The sequence below is a fragment of the Methylobacterium radiodurans genome (assembly GCF_003173735.1).
Classification (GTDB): domain Bacteria; phylum Pseudomonadota; class Alphaproteobacteria; order Rhizobiales; family Beijerinckiaceae; genus Methylobacterium; species Methylobacterium radiodurans.
Genome location: NZ_CP029551.1, coordinates 4,779,171 through 4,793,158 on the forward strand (window position 1 = coordinate 4,779,171; position 13,988 = coordinate 4,793,158).

Here is a 13,988-nt window from a genome sequence, read left to right on the forward strand (position 1 = left end):
TGACTGGAGTATCCCCATGACCCAATCGACCGATGGGCGCACCGACGTCCTCTGGTTCCTGCCGACCCACGGCGACGGGCGCTATCTCGGCTCCGAGGAGGGCGCGCGCGACGTCACGCTCGATTACCTCCGGCAGATCGCTCAAGGTGCGGACGATCTCGGCTATTACGGCGTGCTCCTGCCGACCGGCCGCTCCTGCGAGGATTCCTGGATCGTCGCCTCGGCGCTGGTGCCCCTGACGAAGCGCCTGCGCTACCTCGTGGCGGTGCGGCCCGGCCTGATGGAGCCTTCCGCCGCTGCCCGCATGGCTTCCACCCTCGATCGGATCTCGGACGGACGCCTGCTGATCAACGTGGTCACGGGCGGCGACCCGGTGGAGTTGCGCGGCGACGGCGTCTTCCTCGATCACGACCAGCGCTACGCCGTCACCGACGAGTTCCTCTCGATTTGGCGCGGCCTGATGCGCGGCGACACGGTGAGCTTCGAGGGCCGCCACCTGCGCGCCGAGAACGGCCGGCTGATCTATCCGCCCGTGCAGGCGCCCTACCCGCCGCTCTACTTCGGCGGCTCGTCGCCGGCCGGCATCGAGGTCGCGGCGGAGCACTGCGACGTCTACCTGACCTGGGGCGAGCCGCCGGAGGCCGTCGCGGAGAAGATCGCGGCAGCCCGCACGGCCGCGGAGCGACGGGGCAAGACCTTCTCGTACGGCATTCGGCTCCACGTCATCGTGCGCGAGACGGTATCGGAAGCCTGGGAGGCGGCCGAGCGCCTGATCTCGCGGCTCGACGACGCCACGATCGCCCGCGCGCAGGAGACCCTGAAGCGCCAGGACTCGGTCGGCCAGAACCGCATGATGGCGCTCCACGGTGGCTCGCGCGACAAGCTCGTGGTCTCGCCGAATCTCTGGGCCGGGGTCGGGCTGGTGCGGGGCGGCGCCGGGACCGCTCTGGTCGGCTCGGCCGATCAGGTCGCCGACCGCATGAAGGCATACATCGAACTCGGCATCGACCGGTTCATTCTCTCCGGCTACCCGCACCTGGAGGAGGCCTACCGCTTCGCCGAGCTGGTCTTTCCGAAGCTGCCCCTGCGGGCGACCACCGGGCCGGCGACGCGCGACCGCGGCCCGGTCGGCGAGGTCATGGCCAACGACATCGTGCCGCTGCGCCGGGTGAGCGCGCACTGAGGCGCTCCCGTCGCTCCCCCTCCCCCCAGCGGGGTGGAACCGCGGCGCCTCGCGCCCCTCACTCGATCCATTTCCCGACCCGAGGAGATTATCCCATGCAGGCCCGAGCCGCACGCCTCGCCGCGCGCGCACCCCTTCACCACACCTGGACGCTCTTCACCGCCCTCGCCCTGATCCTGCTGACGGCGCTCACCGCCCGCGCCGAGGACAAGGTGTTTCGCGTGGGTTACCAGAAGTACGGCACCCTCGTGCTCCTCAAGGGCAAGGGGCTGCTGGAGAAGAAGCTCGCGCCGCTGGGCTACAGGGTGCAGTGGGCCGAGTTCCCGGCAGGACCACAGCTCCTCGAATCGCTCAATGCCGGCGCCGTCGATTTCGGCTCGGCCGGCGAGGCGCCCCCGATCTTCGCCCAGGCCGCGAGCCCGAACCTCGTCTACGTCGCGGCCGAGCCGCCGGCACCCAAGGGCGAGGCGATCCTGGTGAAGCCGGATTCCCCGATCAAGACGGTCGCGGACCTGCGCGGCCGCACGGTCGCCCTCAACAAGGGCTCGAACGTGCACTTCCTGCTGGTGCGGGCCCTCGAAGAGGCGGGCGTGCCCTACGAGGAGGTGAAGACCGCCTTTCTGACGCCGGCCGACGGTGCCGCCGCCTTCGCCCGCGGCGCCGTCGATGCCTGGGTGATCTGGGACCCCTACCAGGCCTCGGGCGAGCGCTCGACGGGTGCGCGCACGCTGGCGAACGGCGAGGGGCTGGCCCCGAACCGGCAGTTCTACCTGTCGCGCCGCGACTTCGCCGACCAGAACCGCAAGGCGATCGACGCGCTGATCGCGGCGGTCGCCGAGATCGACGCCTGGGCCAAGGACAACACCGATGCCGTAGCGGCCGAATTGGCGCCCAGCGTCGGCATCCCGGCGCCGATCTTGGCGGTGGCGCTGCGGCGGCAATCCTACGGCGTCGCCCCCCTCGACGCTGCTGCCATCGCCGACCAGCAGCGCGTCGCCGACACGTTCCACAAGTTGAAGCTCCTGCCGAAGCCGATCACCGTGTCGGACGCGGTGTGGAAGCCGGGGAGCTGAGGAACGCGGGCGGTCCGTCATTCCGGCAGGCGAGGGAGCGGGGTGCCGTCCTTCGGGAGAGGATAGCGGGCCGTGTTCAGCTCCATCGCCAGGAAGGTGTAGTAGCCGCTGATGGCCGCGAGATCGACGACGCCGGCCTTGCCGAAGCGCTGCTCCGCCCTGGCGAAGGTTGCGTCCGAGACGCGCTTGTTCTCCTGCAGCTCGCTGGTGAAGTCGTAGACCAGCGTCTCGTCGGCGCTCATGCCGTCCGGGCGCCGCCCATCCCGGATCGCCGCGATCACCGGATCGGCGATGCCGGCTTTCCTGGCGATCGGCGCGTGGACGTACCACTCGTAGTCCTGCGTCCAGCGCCGCGCCGTGATCAGGATGACGAGTTCCGACAGCGTGGTGCCGATCTTCGGCTTGTAGCGCAGATAATCGCCCATCGAGCGGGCGAGCGTCATCACCTCGGGCGAGTACATCAGCGGCTCGAAGGGGCCGAAGACGGGCGTCTTGCGCGCCGCCTCGAAGGCTTCGGCGGCCTGCTTCTGCTCGGGCGTGTACTGGTTCGGCGGAATCGTCGGCAGCCTCTCCGCGGCCCGAGCCGCGAGCGGTGAGACGATGAGGGCGAGGGCGAGGAGGGCGCGCATCGTGGGTCGGGTCTCCGAAGGGGACGCCTCCTTGTCGCCGAGCCGGCGACCGGATGCGAGGCTCGTCGGGAGGGTCGCGCCCGGAAGGCCTGACACCGGCCGCGATTCGCGACGCCCTGCACCTCGCGGAGAAACGAGGAAGGCCCGGAGCGGCGGGCGCTCCGGGCCTTCGAAGGTCGCGGCGGGACGTTGGCTCTAGGCCAGCGCTTCCTTCGCGCGCTCGGCGCGCTTGCGGTCGTTCGGGTCGAGCACGGCCTTGCGCAGGCGGATCGACTTCGGCGTGACCTCGACCAGCTCGTCGTCCTGGATCCAGGCCAGCGAGCGCTCCAGCGTCATCTTGATCGGCGGCGTCAGGCGCACGGCCTCGTCCTTCGAGGTGGTGCGGATGTTGGTGAGCTTCTTGCCCTTGAGCACGTTCACCTCGAGGTCGTTCTCGCGGTTGTGCTCGCCGACGATCATGCCCTGGTAGACCTTCCAGCCGGGCTCGATCATCATCGGACCGCGGTCCTCGAGGTTCCACATGGCGTAGGCCACGGCCTCGCCCTTGTCGTTCGAGATCAGCACGCCGTTGCGCCGGCCCGGCATCTCGCCCTTGTAGGGTTCGTAGGCCTTGAACAGCCGGTTCATGATCGCGGTGCCGCGGGTGTCGGTCAGCAGCTCGCCCTGGTAGCCGATCAGGCCGCGGGTGGGGGCGTGGAAGACGAGGCGCAGGCGGTCGCCGCCGGAGGGACGCATCTCCAGCATCTCGGCCTTGCGCTCGGACATCTTCTGCACGACGACGCCCGAGTGCTCCTCGTCCACGTCGATCACGACTTCCTCGACGGGCTCGAGGATCTGGCCCGACTCGTCCTTCTCGTAGACCACGCGGGGACGCGAGACGGCGATCTCGAAGCCCTCGCGGCGCATGGTCTCGATCAAAATCGAGAGCTGAAGCTCGCCGCGGCCCGAGACGTAGAAGCTATCCTTATCGGCCGCCTCCTCGATCTTGAGCGTGACGTTGCCCTCGGCCTCCTTGAATAGGCGGTCGCGGATCATGCGGCTCGTGACCTTGTCGCCCTCGGTGCCCGCGAGGGGTGAGTCGTTGACGATGAACGACATCGTCACGGTCGGCGGGTCGATCGGCTGGGCCTGGATCGGGGTGTCGACCTGCGGGTCGCAGAATGTGTCGGCCACCGTGCCCTTCACGAGGCCCGCGATCGAGACGATGTCGCCCGCCTCGCCGACCTCGATCGGGGCGCGCTCGAGGCCGCGGAAGGCCAGGATCTTCGAGACGCGGCCGGTCTCCACGACCTTGCCCTCGCGATCGAGCACCTTGATCGACTGGTTGGGCTTGACCGTACCAGCGGCGATGCGGCCCGTGATGATGCGGCCGAGGAAGGGGTTGGCCTCGAGCAGTGTGCCGAGCATCCGGAACGGCCCCTCCTCGGTACGCGCCGGCGGCACGTGCTGGAGGACGAGATCGAAGAGCGGGCTCAGGCCCTCGCTCTGGTCGCCGTCCGGCGCGGTCGCCATCCAGCCGGACCGGCCCGAGCCGTAGAGGATCGGGAAGTCGAGCTGCTCGTCGGTAGCATCGAGGGCGGCGAACAGATCGAAGACCTCGTTGACCACCTCGTTGATGCGCGCGTCCGGACGGTCGACCTTGTTGATCGCCACGATCGGGCGCAGGCCGATCTTGAGCGCCTTGCCGACCACGAACTTGGTCTGCGGCATCGGACCCTCGGCGGCGTCGACCAGCACGATCACACCGTCGACCATCGAGAGGATGCGCTCGACCTCGCCGCCGAAATCGGCGTGACCGGGGGTGTCCACGATGTTGATGCGGGTGTCCTTCCAGACGACCGAGGTCGCTTTGGCCAGGATGGTGATGCCGCGCTCCTTCTCGAGGTCGTTCGAGTCCATCGCTCGCTCCTCGACCCGCTGGTTCTCGCGGAAGGTGCCGGACTGCTGGAGCAGCTTGTCGACGAGCGTGGTCTTGCCGTGGTCGACGTGGGCGATGATGGCGATGTTGCGCAGCTTCATAAGGATGTCCGAAGCGTGAAGAACCCGCCACGGGGCCGGCCGCAGGTGGCCGTCCCGCCGGGTGTGGTGGCGGATTCAGGGCTTTCCGCGTTGCAATAGAAGGTGCGGACGCGTCCGGCAAGTGCGGGCGGCGCGGGCCGCACAACCTGCGCGCGCTTGCCGGCGATCCCGTCGGTCTCAGCCGAGCAGGATCGCCGGGACCAGCGCGAGGCCGAGCGGCAGCGCCAGGAGGGCGGCCGGGCGCAGCCAGGCCGGGCGGTAGCTCAGCACCAGCACCACGAGGAGCGCGGCACCGGTGAGCGCGCCGATCCACTGCACCGGCCCGAAATTCCAGCCCTCCCAGGCCACCGCTCCGGCGAGCGAGAGGGCGAGTAGGCCCCAGCCCGCGAGCCGCATCGGCAGGACGCGGCCGGGCGGGACGCGGCCCGCGAGCGCGTCGCGGTGGTGGCGGTCGAGGCTCAGCGCCAGCGCCGCGAATCCGGCGAAGCACAGGGCGAGGTTGAGGGCGACGACGAGCGGCGTCATGCGCGGAGAGCCTCCTCACCGGTCATGCCGCGGGCCGGGTGACGGAGCGGCGTACCCGCGCGGGCGGCGGCCTTGCGGGCCGCCAGAACGAAGCCGAGCCCGAGGAGCAGCATCGTGAGATCGAAGCCCGGGAAGCGGAGCGCGCCTCCGGACAGCGTCAGCCCTACGGTCAGGGCGGAGACCGGTGGCACCGCGATGTAGAGCGCGCCGACGATTCCGAGCGCGTGCGGCCAAGCCCGCGGCCCCGGCCGCAGGGCCCCGTGCAGGGCGACGAGCGCCCAGGCCCCGAAGAAGGCGCCGATCTCCCAGGAGGCCCGCTCGGCCAAGCCGACCGGCAGCAGGCGGTTCGCCAGGAAGTAGGCGGCGATGCCCGCCGGCAGGCCGGCGATCGTGCCGAGGTTGAGCGCGCGCACCAGCCGCAGGCCGAAGCCCGTGGGCGCAGCCCCCTTCGGCGCTCGCGCCACCGCCCAGAGCACGAGACCGGTCGCCACCGTCGCCGCGCCCATCAGGCCGCAGAGGAAGAGCAGGACCCTCAGGGCTGGGCCCGCGAAGTGGCCCATGTGGAGCCCCGCCATCACGGTGCCGGTCCCGGTCGCGGCACCGACCGCGCCGGTCTGGCCGAGCACCGCACCGGTCTGCCCGTCGAAGGCGATCTGCGGGTGGTGGTGGGACAGGCCGTGAGGCTCCTCGAAGATCGCGACCACCGTTGCGGCCGCGTCGCCCGGGTTCCACACCGACAGCCCCTCGGGTGCCTCGCCGCCGCGCGCGACCGAGGCCGCGACGACCGGGCCGAGCGGCGTCAGCGTGCCGGGCTTTCCGGTTGCCCAGCGCAACTCCGGCATCAGGCCGGCCTCGACGAAGTAACGGATCTCGTCGCCCTTGTAGGCCGTGCGCACGCCCCAGGGCATGTAGAGCGTCGCCAGCAGGGTCAGGCCCGTATAGGCGATCATCAGGTGGAAAGGCAGGCCGAGGACGCCCGCGACGTTGTGGGCGTCGAGCCAGCCGCGCTGGGCCGAGCGGTCCCGCCGGAAGGTGAAGAAGTCGGCGAAGATCCGCCGGTGCGTGACGATGCCGGAGATGAGCGCCACCAGCATCACAAGGGTGCAGGCCCCGACGACGTAGCGCCCGAGCGTCGGCGGCATGCTCAGCTCGTAGTGGAAGCGGTAGAGAAAGTCCCCGCCCCGCGTCGCGCGCGCGGCGCTCGGCGCGCCGGTCACGGGATCGAGTAGCGCCTGGTGGAACGGCCCGTCCATGCTCTTCCACCAGTTTACCGAGATCGCGGGCTTCTCGGGGCTCGGCAGCTCGATGTACCAGCCCAGCGCGTCGGGCATCTGGCGCGCCAGGAAGCCGGCGCCGAGCTCGGCCGCGCGGCCCGGATCTGTCTCGGTCGCGACGAGTTCCGGCCGCATCCAGCGCGAGATCTCGGTCTTGTAGAAGCTCGCCGTTCCGGTGACGAAGACCGCGAACAGCACCCAGCCGACCACGAGGCCGGACCAGGCGTGCAGCCACGCCATCGATGGCCGGAAACCCTGCCGCATCGCCGCCTCAGCCGGTGAAGGCGCCGGCGAGCCAGAGCCCGCCCGCGAGCGGGGTGGCGAGCCCGATGACCAGCGCGGCGGCCCGCCCTACGGACCGTACCGCGAACACCGCCACCACCACGGCGACCATCACGGCAAAGCTCAGCAGCGTCGCCGTGGTCACGGCCTCCGAGCGGGACATCGGCAGGACGAGGGCGAGCAGACCCGTCGCCAGCGCCGCCACCGCGTAGCCGCCGAATGCCGCGAGCAGGATCCGGCCGAGAACGGCCGCGCGATAGACCGAGGTCGGGCCCGTGCGCAGGCTCACGAGGCCTGCTCCGACGCGCGCTGCCGGGAAAAGTGGACGTGGTGGGAGGACGACATGGGGCGAGCTAACAAGCCCGTCACGGCTCACGCAACTGCTATGTTTCGGAATCGTTCCAAATACGCTTGCGACGACTTGCTGCGCTCATCGGCGCGACTACGGAAAGTCTTCGCAACCGCAATTGAGGGGGATGGAATGATCCGACCGAACGTGCGCCTGTTTCGGGCGCCGCGGACGAGCAGACCTCTTGCACGTTCGGAGAGGCCGGTCTCCCATCCAATTCAATTGAAGATTGCGCTACTGGTCCCGTCCTCCGGCCGACGAGAGCGGCACCATGATGCATAGGCACCTTTGTGCGGCGCAGTTAACGTCCGAGAAAGGAAGAAAGAAGCAGGTTGCATCTTAGATTGCGTCCGCGATTGCGGGAATTTCCTCCCACACCGGCGTGGACGGCGGCGGCTGACCCCCTCAGCGGGTCTCGCCGGCAGAGGAGTGCGGGTTCGGTGACAACCTACGCGCGTAAAGAGATGTCGCGGACTCCATTCGGTTCCGGCCCGCGCGCCGGGTTCCCGCGCTGATCGGCCGGGGCAGGACCGAGCCATGGATGCACTTCTCGTCGACGACAGCTCGACCAGCCGCATGCGCCTGCGCGAGATGCTCGCGGCTGAGCCGGGCGTCGCGGTCAACGCGCATGCCAACCCGGCCGCGGCCCTGATCGAGGCGCAGATGCGGGCCTTCGATCTCATCCTGGTCGACTACCACATGCCGGAGATGAGCGGCCTCGCATTCATCGAGCGGATCCGCACCATCCCGCACTACGCGCAGGTGCCGGTGGTGATGATCACCAGCGACGTCTGCGATGCGGTGCGCCTCGCCGCCGTCGAGGCCGGGGCCACTGACTTCCTGGCCAAGCGCACCACGGGCGTGGAGTTGCGCGCTCGCTTGCGCAATTTCGTGCGGCTGGCCGCCGCGGTCCGCCGCCTCGCCGAGCAGGCGGCGCTCCTCGACGGCGCGGCCGAAGCCGCCATGCGGCACATGCACGAGCGCGAGGAAGAGATCATCTTCCGCCTATCGCTCGCCGTCGAGTACCGGGACAACGACACTGGCGACCATACTTGGCGGGTCGCTCGCTACAGTGAACTGATGGCCGAGGCGCTGGGTCTTCCCCCGGATGCTTGCCGCCGTCTCTACCTCGCCGCGCCGCTGCACGACGTCGGCAAGGTGGCGGTCCCGGACGGCGTCCTGCTGAAGCGGGGCAAGCTCGACCCGGAGGAGTTCGCGCTAATCCAGACCCACGCCGAGATCGGCCGCCGCATCCTGGGCGACAGCGAGTCCGAGTTGATCCAGCTCGCGGCCGAGATCGCGGGCGCGCACCACGAGAAGTGGGACGGCAGCGGCTATCCGCGGGGTTTGGCCGGACAGGCGATCCCGCTCGCGGCCCGGATCGTGGCCGTGGCCGACGTGTTCGACGCGCTGACGAGCGAGCGCCCCTACAAGAAGGCGGTGCCGTTCGAGGATGCGCTCGACCTGATCCAGGCCGAGAGCGGGCGCCATTTCGATCCGGCCTGCGTCGCGGCGTTCGTGCGGTGCTGGCCGGAGATCGTCGCGGCGGGGCGCTGCGGGTCTGGGGTACGCGCGGGACGCGCGAGCGCCACCGAGCCCTGGGCACGGGTGCCGATGCTGCTGCGGGAGATCTCAGCCGGTGTTCCGGAGCCCGCGGACGCGGCAGCCTGAGGGGGGCCGCGAGCGGTGGACGGCGCGCCGGATAGAGTATCCGCCGCGCGGGCCGGGATTGCCCTGGCCCCGCCGCCCGCCGCATGACACGGGGGAGAGCAGATCCAGCCCAGAGGCGCGTCCGAGCGGCGCGACGCCCCGTGACCCAGAGCAGCTCCCCCGCCAGCACCGTCCCGGCCCGTCCGCCGATCCGCTTCCGCGGCCGCTCCTTCATGGCGACCGTGCTTGCCCCCCTGCCCCCGGTCGCCGACTGGCTCGCCGAGTTGGACGCGCTCGGGCGCCGGGCCCCCGCCTTCTTCGCGGGGCGCCCGGTGATCCTCGACCTGACGGGGCTGCGCCTGACACAGGCGGACCTCGCGGAGTTGGTCGCGGATCTCGCCGCGCGCGACATCGCGATTCTCGGCATCGAGGGCGCCCCGACCGGCGTTCTGGGGCCGGGCCTGCCACCCGCTCTCTCCGGCGGCCGGCCGGCGGGTGAGGTCGTGCCCCCGGAGGCCGACGCGTCCGACGCCGCCCCGGCCGCGTCTGCGGCCCCCGCCGCGCCGCCGCCCGCCCGCTCGCTGATCCTCGATCAGCCGGTGCGCTCAGGCCAGACGATCCTGCATCTCGAAGGCGACGTGATCGTGCTCGGCGCCGTCGCCTCCGGCGCCGAAGTAATCGCCGGCGGCTCGATCCATGTCTACGGCCCCTTGCGCGGACGCGCCATCGCGGGCGCCGCGGGCCAAGCCGGCGCCCGGATCTGGTGCCGCAAGTTCGAGCCCGAACTCGTCGCGATCGACGGGCTCTACAAGGCGGCCGACGACCTCGACCCGGCCTTTCGCGCGCAGCCGGTCGAGGTTCGACTGGTCGAGGACGCGATCCGGCTGGCGCTGCTCGAACGGGGGTGAGCCGATCCGGCTGTGCCGTCGGCGGGAGAGGCTCACCGCTCCTCTTCGATCGTCTCGGCGCGATGCTTCGCTCGGCCGTCGATCCTCTTTCGGGTTATCGGCTCATCCAAGGATCCCCGCATGAAATGCGCACAGGATCCCGGACCTTAACGCTTCGGTAACCATGTCGGCCGTCAATGATCCGGTAAGGAATCGTTGAGCCGTGACCAGCCAGACCCTTCCGGAATCTCCCTCACCCCGCCCCCCCGCCTTCCGCGGGCGCGCCTTCAAGGCGCTGGCGCTGACGCCCGAGATGCCGCTCGCCGACTGGTTCGCGGGTCTCGACGCGGCGCTCCGGCGGTCGCCGACCCTGTTCGACGGCCGCGCCGTGATCCTCGACCTCGCCGCGCTCCAACCGGAGCCGGAGGCGCTCCGCACGATCCTCTCGGATCTGCGCCAGCGCCGCATCCGGATCCTCGGCCTCGAAGGGGTCGATCCGGGTGACGACGGCCTGCCGCCGCTGCTTTTGAACGGCCGGCCCACCCAGAATCTCGACCTGCCGGCGCTGCCGCCGGCGGAGCCCGAGACGACCTCGCTGACCATCGAGGGCTCTGTGCGCTCCGGTCAGTCGATCGTCCACCGCACCGGGGACGTGACGGTGATGGGCTCGGTCTCCTCCGGGGCCGAGATCCTGGCCGGCGGCTCCATCCACATCTACGGCGCCCTGCGGGGGCGCGCCATCGCCGGCGCCGCCCGCAATCCCCGCGCCCGCATCTGCTGCCGCAAGTTCGAGCCCGAGCTGCTCGGGATCGACCGCCTCGTCCGCACGGCCGAGGACATGGGGTCCCATCTGCGGGGTCGTCCCGCCCAGATCTGGCTCGATGGCGGCGCTATCCGAATGGCAAGCTTGGATTGAGGAGGAACGAGAATGGCAAAGGTTCTCGTCGTTACATCCGGTAAGGGTGGCGTCGGCAAGACGACGACCACCGCGGCCCTCGGCGCCGCCCTGGCGCAGTCGGGCAAGAGCGTCTGCGTCGTCGACTTCGACGTCGGCCTGCGCAACCTCGACCTCGTGATGGGCGCCGAGCGGCGCGTCGTCTACGACCTCATCAACGTGGTCAACGGCGACGCCAAGCTCCCGCAGGCGCTGATCAAGGACAAGCGCCTCGAGACGCTCCACCTGCTGCCGGCCTCCCAGACCCGGGACAAGGACGCGCTCACCGACGAGGGTGTCTCCCGGGTGATGGAGGAGCTGCGCGAGAAGTTCGACTGGGTGATCTGCGACAGCCCGGCCGGCATCGAGCGCGGCGCGCAGCTCGCCATGCGGCACGCGGACGTGGCGGTCGTGGTGACGAACCCCGAGGTCTCCTCGGTGCGCGATTCCGACCGGATCATCGGCCTGCTCGACTCGAAGACGGCGCGCGCCGAGCGGGGCGAGACCATCGACAAGCACCTGATCCTCACCCGCTACGACCCCAGCCGGGCCGACCGCGGCGACATGCTGAAGACCGAGGACGTGCTGGAGATCCTCTCGATCCCGCTGCTCGCCATCATCCCGGAGAGCCAGGAGGTCCTGAAGGCCTCGAACGTCGGCTGCCCGGTGACGCTCAACAACCCGCTCTGCGCCCCGGCCCGCGCCTACGCGGACGCCGCCAAGCGCCTGAACGGCGAGAGCATCCCGATGACGATGCCGACCGAGCGCAAGTCCTTCCTCGACAAGCTCCTGATGCGGAGGGCGGCATGAACCTGCGGGGCATCTTCAAGCAGCGGACATCGAGCACGGTCGCCCGCGAGCGGCTGCAGCTGATCCTGGCGCACGAGCGCGCCGAGAGCGGGCGCCCGGACCTCGTGATCACGCTCCGCGAGGAGATCCTCGCGGTGATCGCCAAGCACGTCGCTGTGGAGCGCGACAAGGTGAAGATCACCCTCGACCGCGGCGAGGGTGTCTCCACCCTCGGCGTGGACATCGAGCTACCGCTCAACTCCTCCGCGAAATTCGCGGCGGAGAAGGAGAAGAAGGCCGCCTGAATGGCTTGTCGGGGGACGGCCTGACGCCCGCGGATCGACACGATCCGCGGGTTTTTTTGTGCCCGTGTACAGATCGAGGGTCCGTTTTCCAGACACCCATTCTCTTTCGCGGCTCACTCTCCCCTGACGCTCTGGGCGTCCGGAAAAGGAACCCCGTTTTCAATCTTCCCGGAGGCCGAGTTCCGGCGAGCCCTGAAGATGCTGGGACACTCTGAACGCCCCTGAGCCTCTACCGCGCTTCCAGCCGGAACGGCGGCGTGCGCTCGGGCTGGGTCGTCACCACCGCAGCCGGCAGGATCGGCCGCGGATCGACCGGGCTGATCCGGAAGCGCCCGACGATGCGGGCGAGCGCCAGCACCGCCTCGGTCAATGCGAATTGCGCGCCGATGCAGACCCGCGGGCCCACGCCGAAGGGCAGGTAGGCGTAGCGCGGCACCGAAGGGGCGCCCGGCAGGAAGCGTGCCGGATCGAACGCGTCCGGGTCGCGCCAGAAGCGGCGGTGCCGGTGCAGCACCCAGGGCGGGATCGCCACGACGTCGCCCGGCGCGATCGCCTGCTCGCCGATCCGATCGGCCTCGACCGCGCGGCGCACGATCAGAAAGGCGGGCGGGTAGAGCCGCAGGGTCTCGTCCACCACCGCGCGGGTCAGCGGCAGGCGTCCGTCGCTGGCGCAGCCCGCCGCATCGGCGAGGTCGGCGCCTCGCGCCTCCTCCGCGATCCGCTCCTGGAGCTCGGGCGCCAGCGCCAGCATGTAGAGGGCCCAGAACAGGGCGACGGCCGTCGTCTCGTGCCCCGCCAGGATCATGGTGGCGACCTGGTCGCGCAACTCGCCGTAGCTGAAGGCCTCGCCGGTATCGGGGTTGCGCACGGCCATCAGCAGGTCGAGCAGATCGCGCGCCTCGCGCGGGGCGGCTTCCGAGGCGCGGGCCGCGATGATCGTGTCGAGGAAGGGCGTCCAGCGGCGCCGGAACAGGGCGCGGGGCAGGTCGAGGGGCGCGGGCCAGCCGAGCGGGATCAGGATGTCGAGGAGGTGCGGGCGCCCGATCCGCACCGAGTACGCGGCGATGAAGCGCCGGAGCTCCGGCCCGTGCCGCTCCATCGCCACCGAGAACATGCTGCGCCCGGCGATCTCCAGGGCCAGCCTGTGCAGGAACGCGAAGAGCTCGACCGGGCCGCGGGCGGCCTCCGCCTCCAGCTCGACCATCGCGTCGTCCACCGCGGAGGTGATGTGAGGGGCGAGGCGGTCGATCGCCCGCGGGGTGAAGGCAGGAGCGAGCGCCCGGCGCTGGTGGCGCCAGGCCGCGCCCTCGCTGATCAGCAGGCCGTCCCCCAGGATGGGGCGCAGGATGCGTACCGAGCCGGAGGTGCGCAGGTAGTTCGCCTGGTTGTCGACGAGGATGTGCCGGATCGCGTCCGGGTCGCTGACCGTGAACGTGTTGCGGCCGAGCACCCGGCGCCGCGTGACCGGCTCCTCGTAGGCTGCGCGCGGCCAGGCGAGCAGGGCATTGGAGCGCAGCGACTGGATGTAGGGGATCAGCCGCAGCGGGCGCGCGGCCGGTTCCCGCCGCGGCGGCACCAGCCGCGGAGCGTCGAGGAGGGCATCACGCGCGTTCATGCCGTCTCCGGACTCGCCGCCCGGGTCGCCGGGATGGGCGCTTGATGCCGGAGCGGGGAACCCGTGTAAACGGTCCGGTCGCGGGGCGGGTCCGCGTGAGGAGAACGGATGAGCGGCGGACCGGCCGGGCGCGACCTACCCTACGCGGCGGATGGGCAGGGCCTGCGCCTCGCCGTACGGGTGACGCCCCGGGGCGGGCGCGCGGCCATCGGGGGGCTCGTCCGCAACGCCGAGGGGCGCCCCTCCCTCGCCGTGCGGCTGGCGGCGCCCCCGGTGGACGGAGCGGCCAACGCCGCGCTCGTGCGGTTCCTGGCCGAGGCGCTCGGTTTGCGCCGATCGGACGTGCGGATCCTGTCCGGTGCGACCGGGCGCCAGAAGGTGCTGCAGCTGAGCGGCGACGCCCAGGCGCTGGCCGAGAGGCTCGACGCGCTGCTGCGCGCACCCGGATAGGCCGCGAGGGCCCGGGCTGGCGCC

14 protein-coding genes are annotated in these 13,988 nt (G+C 70.8%); 8 read left to right on the forward strand and 6 right to left on the reverse strand.

Features of this window, described 5'->3' with window-relative positions; translation table 11 throughout:
- Positions 1-16 precede the first annotated feature (16 nt).
- Together ssuD and DK427_RS22450 are read left to right on the forward strand one after the other, a co-directional pair.
- Positions 17-1,183: an FMNH2-dependent alkanesulfonate monooxygenase gene (ssuD, locus tag DK427_RS22445; protein WP_109953311.1), complete on the forward strand. Its 1,167-nt coding sequence runs from the start codon at positions 17-19 to the stop codon at positions 1,181-1,183.
- Between the two features lie 95 nt (positions 1,184-1,278).
- Positions 1,279-2,256: a sulfonate ABC transporter substrate-binding protein gene (locus DK427_RS22450; protein WP_109953312.1), complete on the forward strand. Its 978-nt coding sequence runs from the start codon at positions 1,279-1,281 to the stop codon at positions 2,254-2,256.
- Between the two features lie 17 nt (positions 2,257-2,273).
- Here DK427_RS22450 and DK427_RS22455 read toward each other — a convergent pair whose 3' ends face one another.
- From DK427_RS22455 to DK427_RS22475, 5 genes are all read right to left on the reverse strand, one after another.
- Positions 2,274-2,885, reverse strand: a complete 612-nt coding sequence (locus tag DK427_RS22455) for a carboxymuconolactone decarboxylase family protein (RefSeq protein ID WP_109953313.1) — start codon at positions 2,883-2,885, stop codon at positions 2,274-2,276.
- A 195-nt stretch (positions 2,886-3,080) separates the two neighbouring features.
- Positions 3,081-4,904: a translational GTPase TypA gene (gene typA / locus DK427_RS22460; protein ID WP_109953314.1), complete on the reverse strand. Its 1,824-nt coding sequence runs from the start codon at positions 4,902-4,904 to the stop codon at positions 3,081-3,083.
- 177 nt (positions 4,905-5,081) lie between these two features.
- Entirely contained in the window at positions 5,082-5,429 is a 348-nt protein-coding gene (locus tag DK427_RS22465; RefSeq protein ID WP_109953315.1) for a DUF3325 domain-containing protein, read from the reverse strand.
- A complete protein-coding gene (locus DK427_RS22470; RefSeq protein ID WP_109953316.1) occupies positions 5,426-6,967 on the reverse strand; it encodes a PepSY-associated TM helix domain-containing protein in 1,542 nt (513 codons plus the stop codon). The genes DK427_RS22465 and DK427_RS22470 overlap by 4 nt, the downstream gene beginning before the upstream one ends.
- Before the next feature lie 7 nt (positions 6,968-6,974).
- A complete protein-coding gene (locus DK427_RS22475; protein ID WP_109953317.1) occupies positions 6,975-7,274 on the reverse strand; it encodes an iron transporter in 300 nt (99 codons plus the stop codon).
- Between the two features lie 597 nt (positions 7,275-7,871).
- Between DK427_RS22475 and DK427_RS22480 the strand changes: the two genes are divergently transcribed.
- The 5 genes from DK427_RS22480 (at position 7,872) to minE (ending at position 11,899) form a co-directional block, all read left to right on the forward strand.
- The gene (locus DK427_RS22480) at positions 7,872-9,005 is read left to right on the forward strand and encodes an HD domain-containing phosphohydrolase (protein WP_109953318.1); all 1,134 of its coding nucleotides are present in this window, start codon (positions 7,872-7,874) and stop codon (positions 9,003-9,005) included.
- Positions 9,006-9,217: 212 nt separating this feature from the next.
- Entirely contained in the window at positions 9,218-9,892 is a 675-nt protein-coding gene (minC, locus tag DK427_RS22485; RefSeq protein ID WP_245931086.1) for a septum site-determining protein MinC, read from the forward strand.
- 292 nt (positions 9,893-10,184) lie between these two features.
- Entirely contained in the window at positions 10,185-10,787 is a 603-nt protein-coding gene (minC, locus tag DK427_RS22490; RefSeq protein ID WP_216858845.1) for a septum site-determining protein MinC, read from the forward strand.
- 12 nt (positions 10,788-10,799) lie between these two features.
- Positions 10,800-11,615 (forward strand): septum site-determining protein MinD, encoded by an 816-nt coding sequence (minD, locus tag DK427_RS22495; protein WP_109953321.1) that lies wholly within the window; start codon positions 10,800-10,802, stop codon positions 11,613-11,615.
- Complete coding sequence (minE, locus tag DK427_RS22500; RefSeq protein ID WP_066924195.1) at positions 11,612-11,899, forward strand: cell division topological specificity factor MinE; 288 nt, start codon at positions 11,612-11,614, stop codon at positions 11,897-11,899. Before minD ends, minE begins: the two co-directional genes overlap by 4 nt.
- 229 nt (positions 11,900-12,128) lie before the next feature.
- On the opposite strand, the gene DK427_RS22505 is transcribed toward minE, so the two are convergent.
- Positions 12,129-13,514, reverse strand: coding sequence for a cytochrome P450 (locus tag DK427_RS22505; protein ID WP_109953322.1), 1,386 nt, complete (start codon positions 13,512-13,514; stop codon positions 12,129-12,131).
- Positions 13,515-13,622: 108 nt separating this feature from the next.
- Between DK427_RS22505 and DK427_RS22510 the strand changes: the two genes are divergently transcribed.
- Positions 13,623-13,964: a DUF167 domain-containing protein gene (locus DK427_RS22510; protein ID WP_109953323.1), complete on the forward strand. Its 342-nt coding sequence runs from the start codon at positions 13,623-13,625 to the stop codon at positions 13,962-13,964.
- The last annotated feature ends 24 nt before the right edge of the window (positions 13,965-13,988 follow it).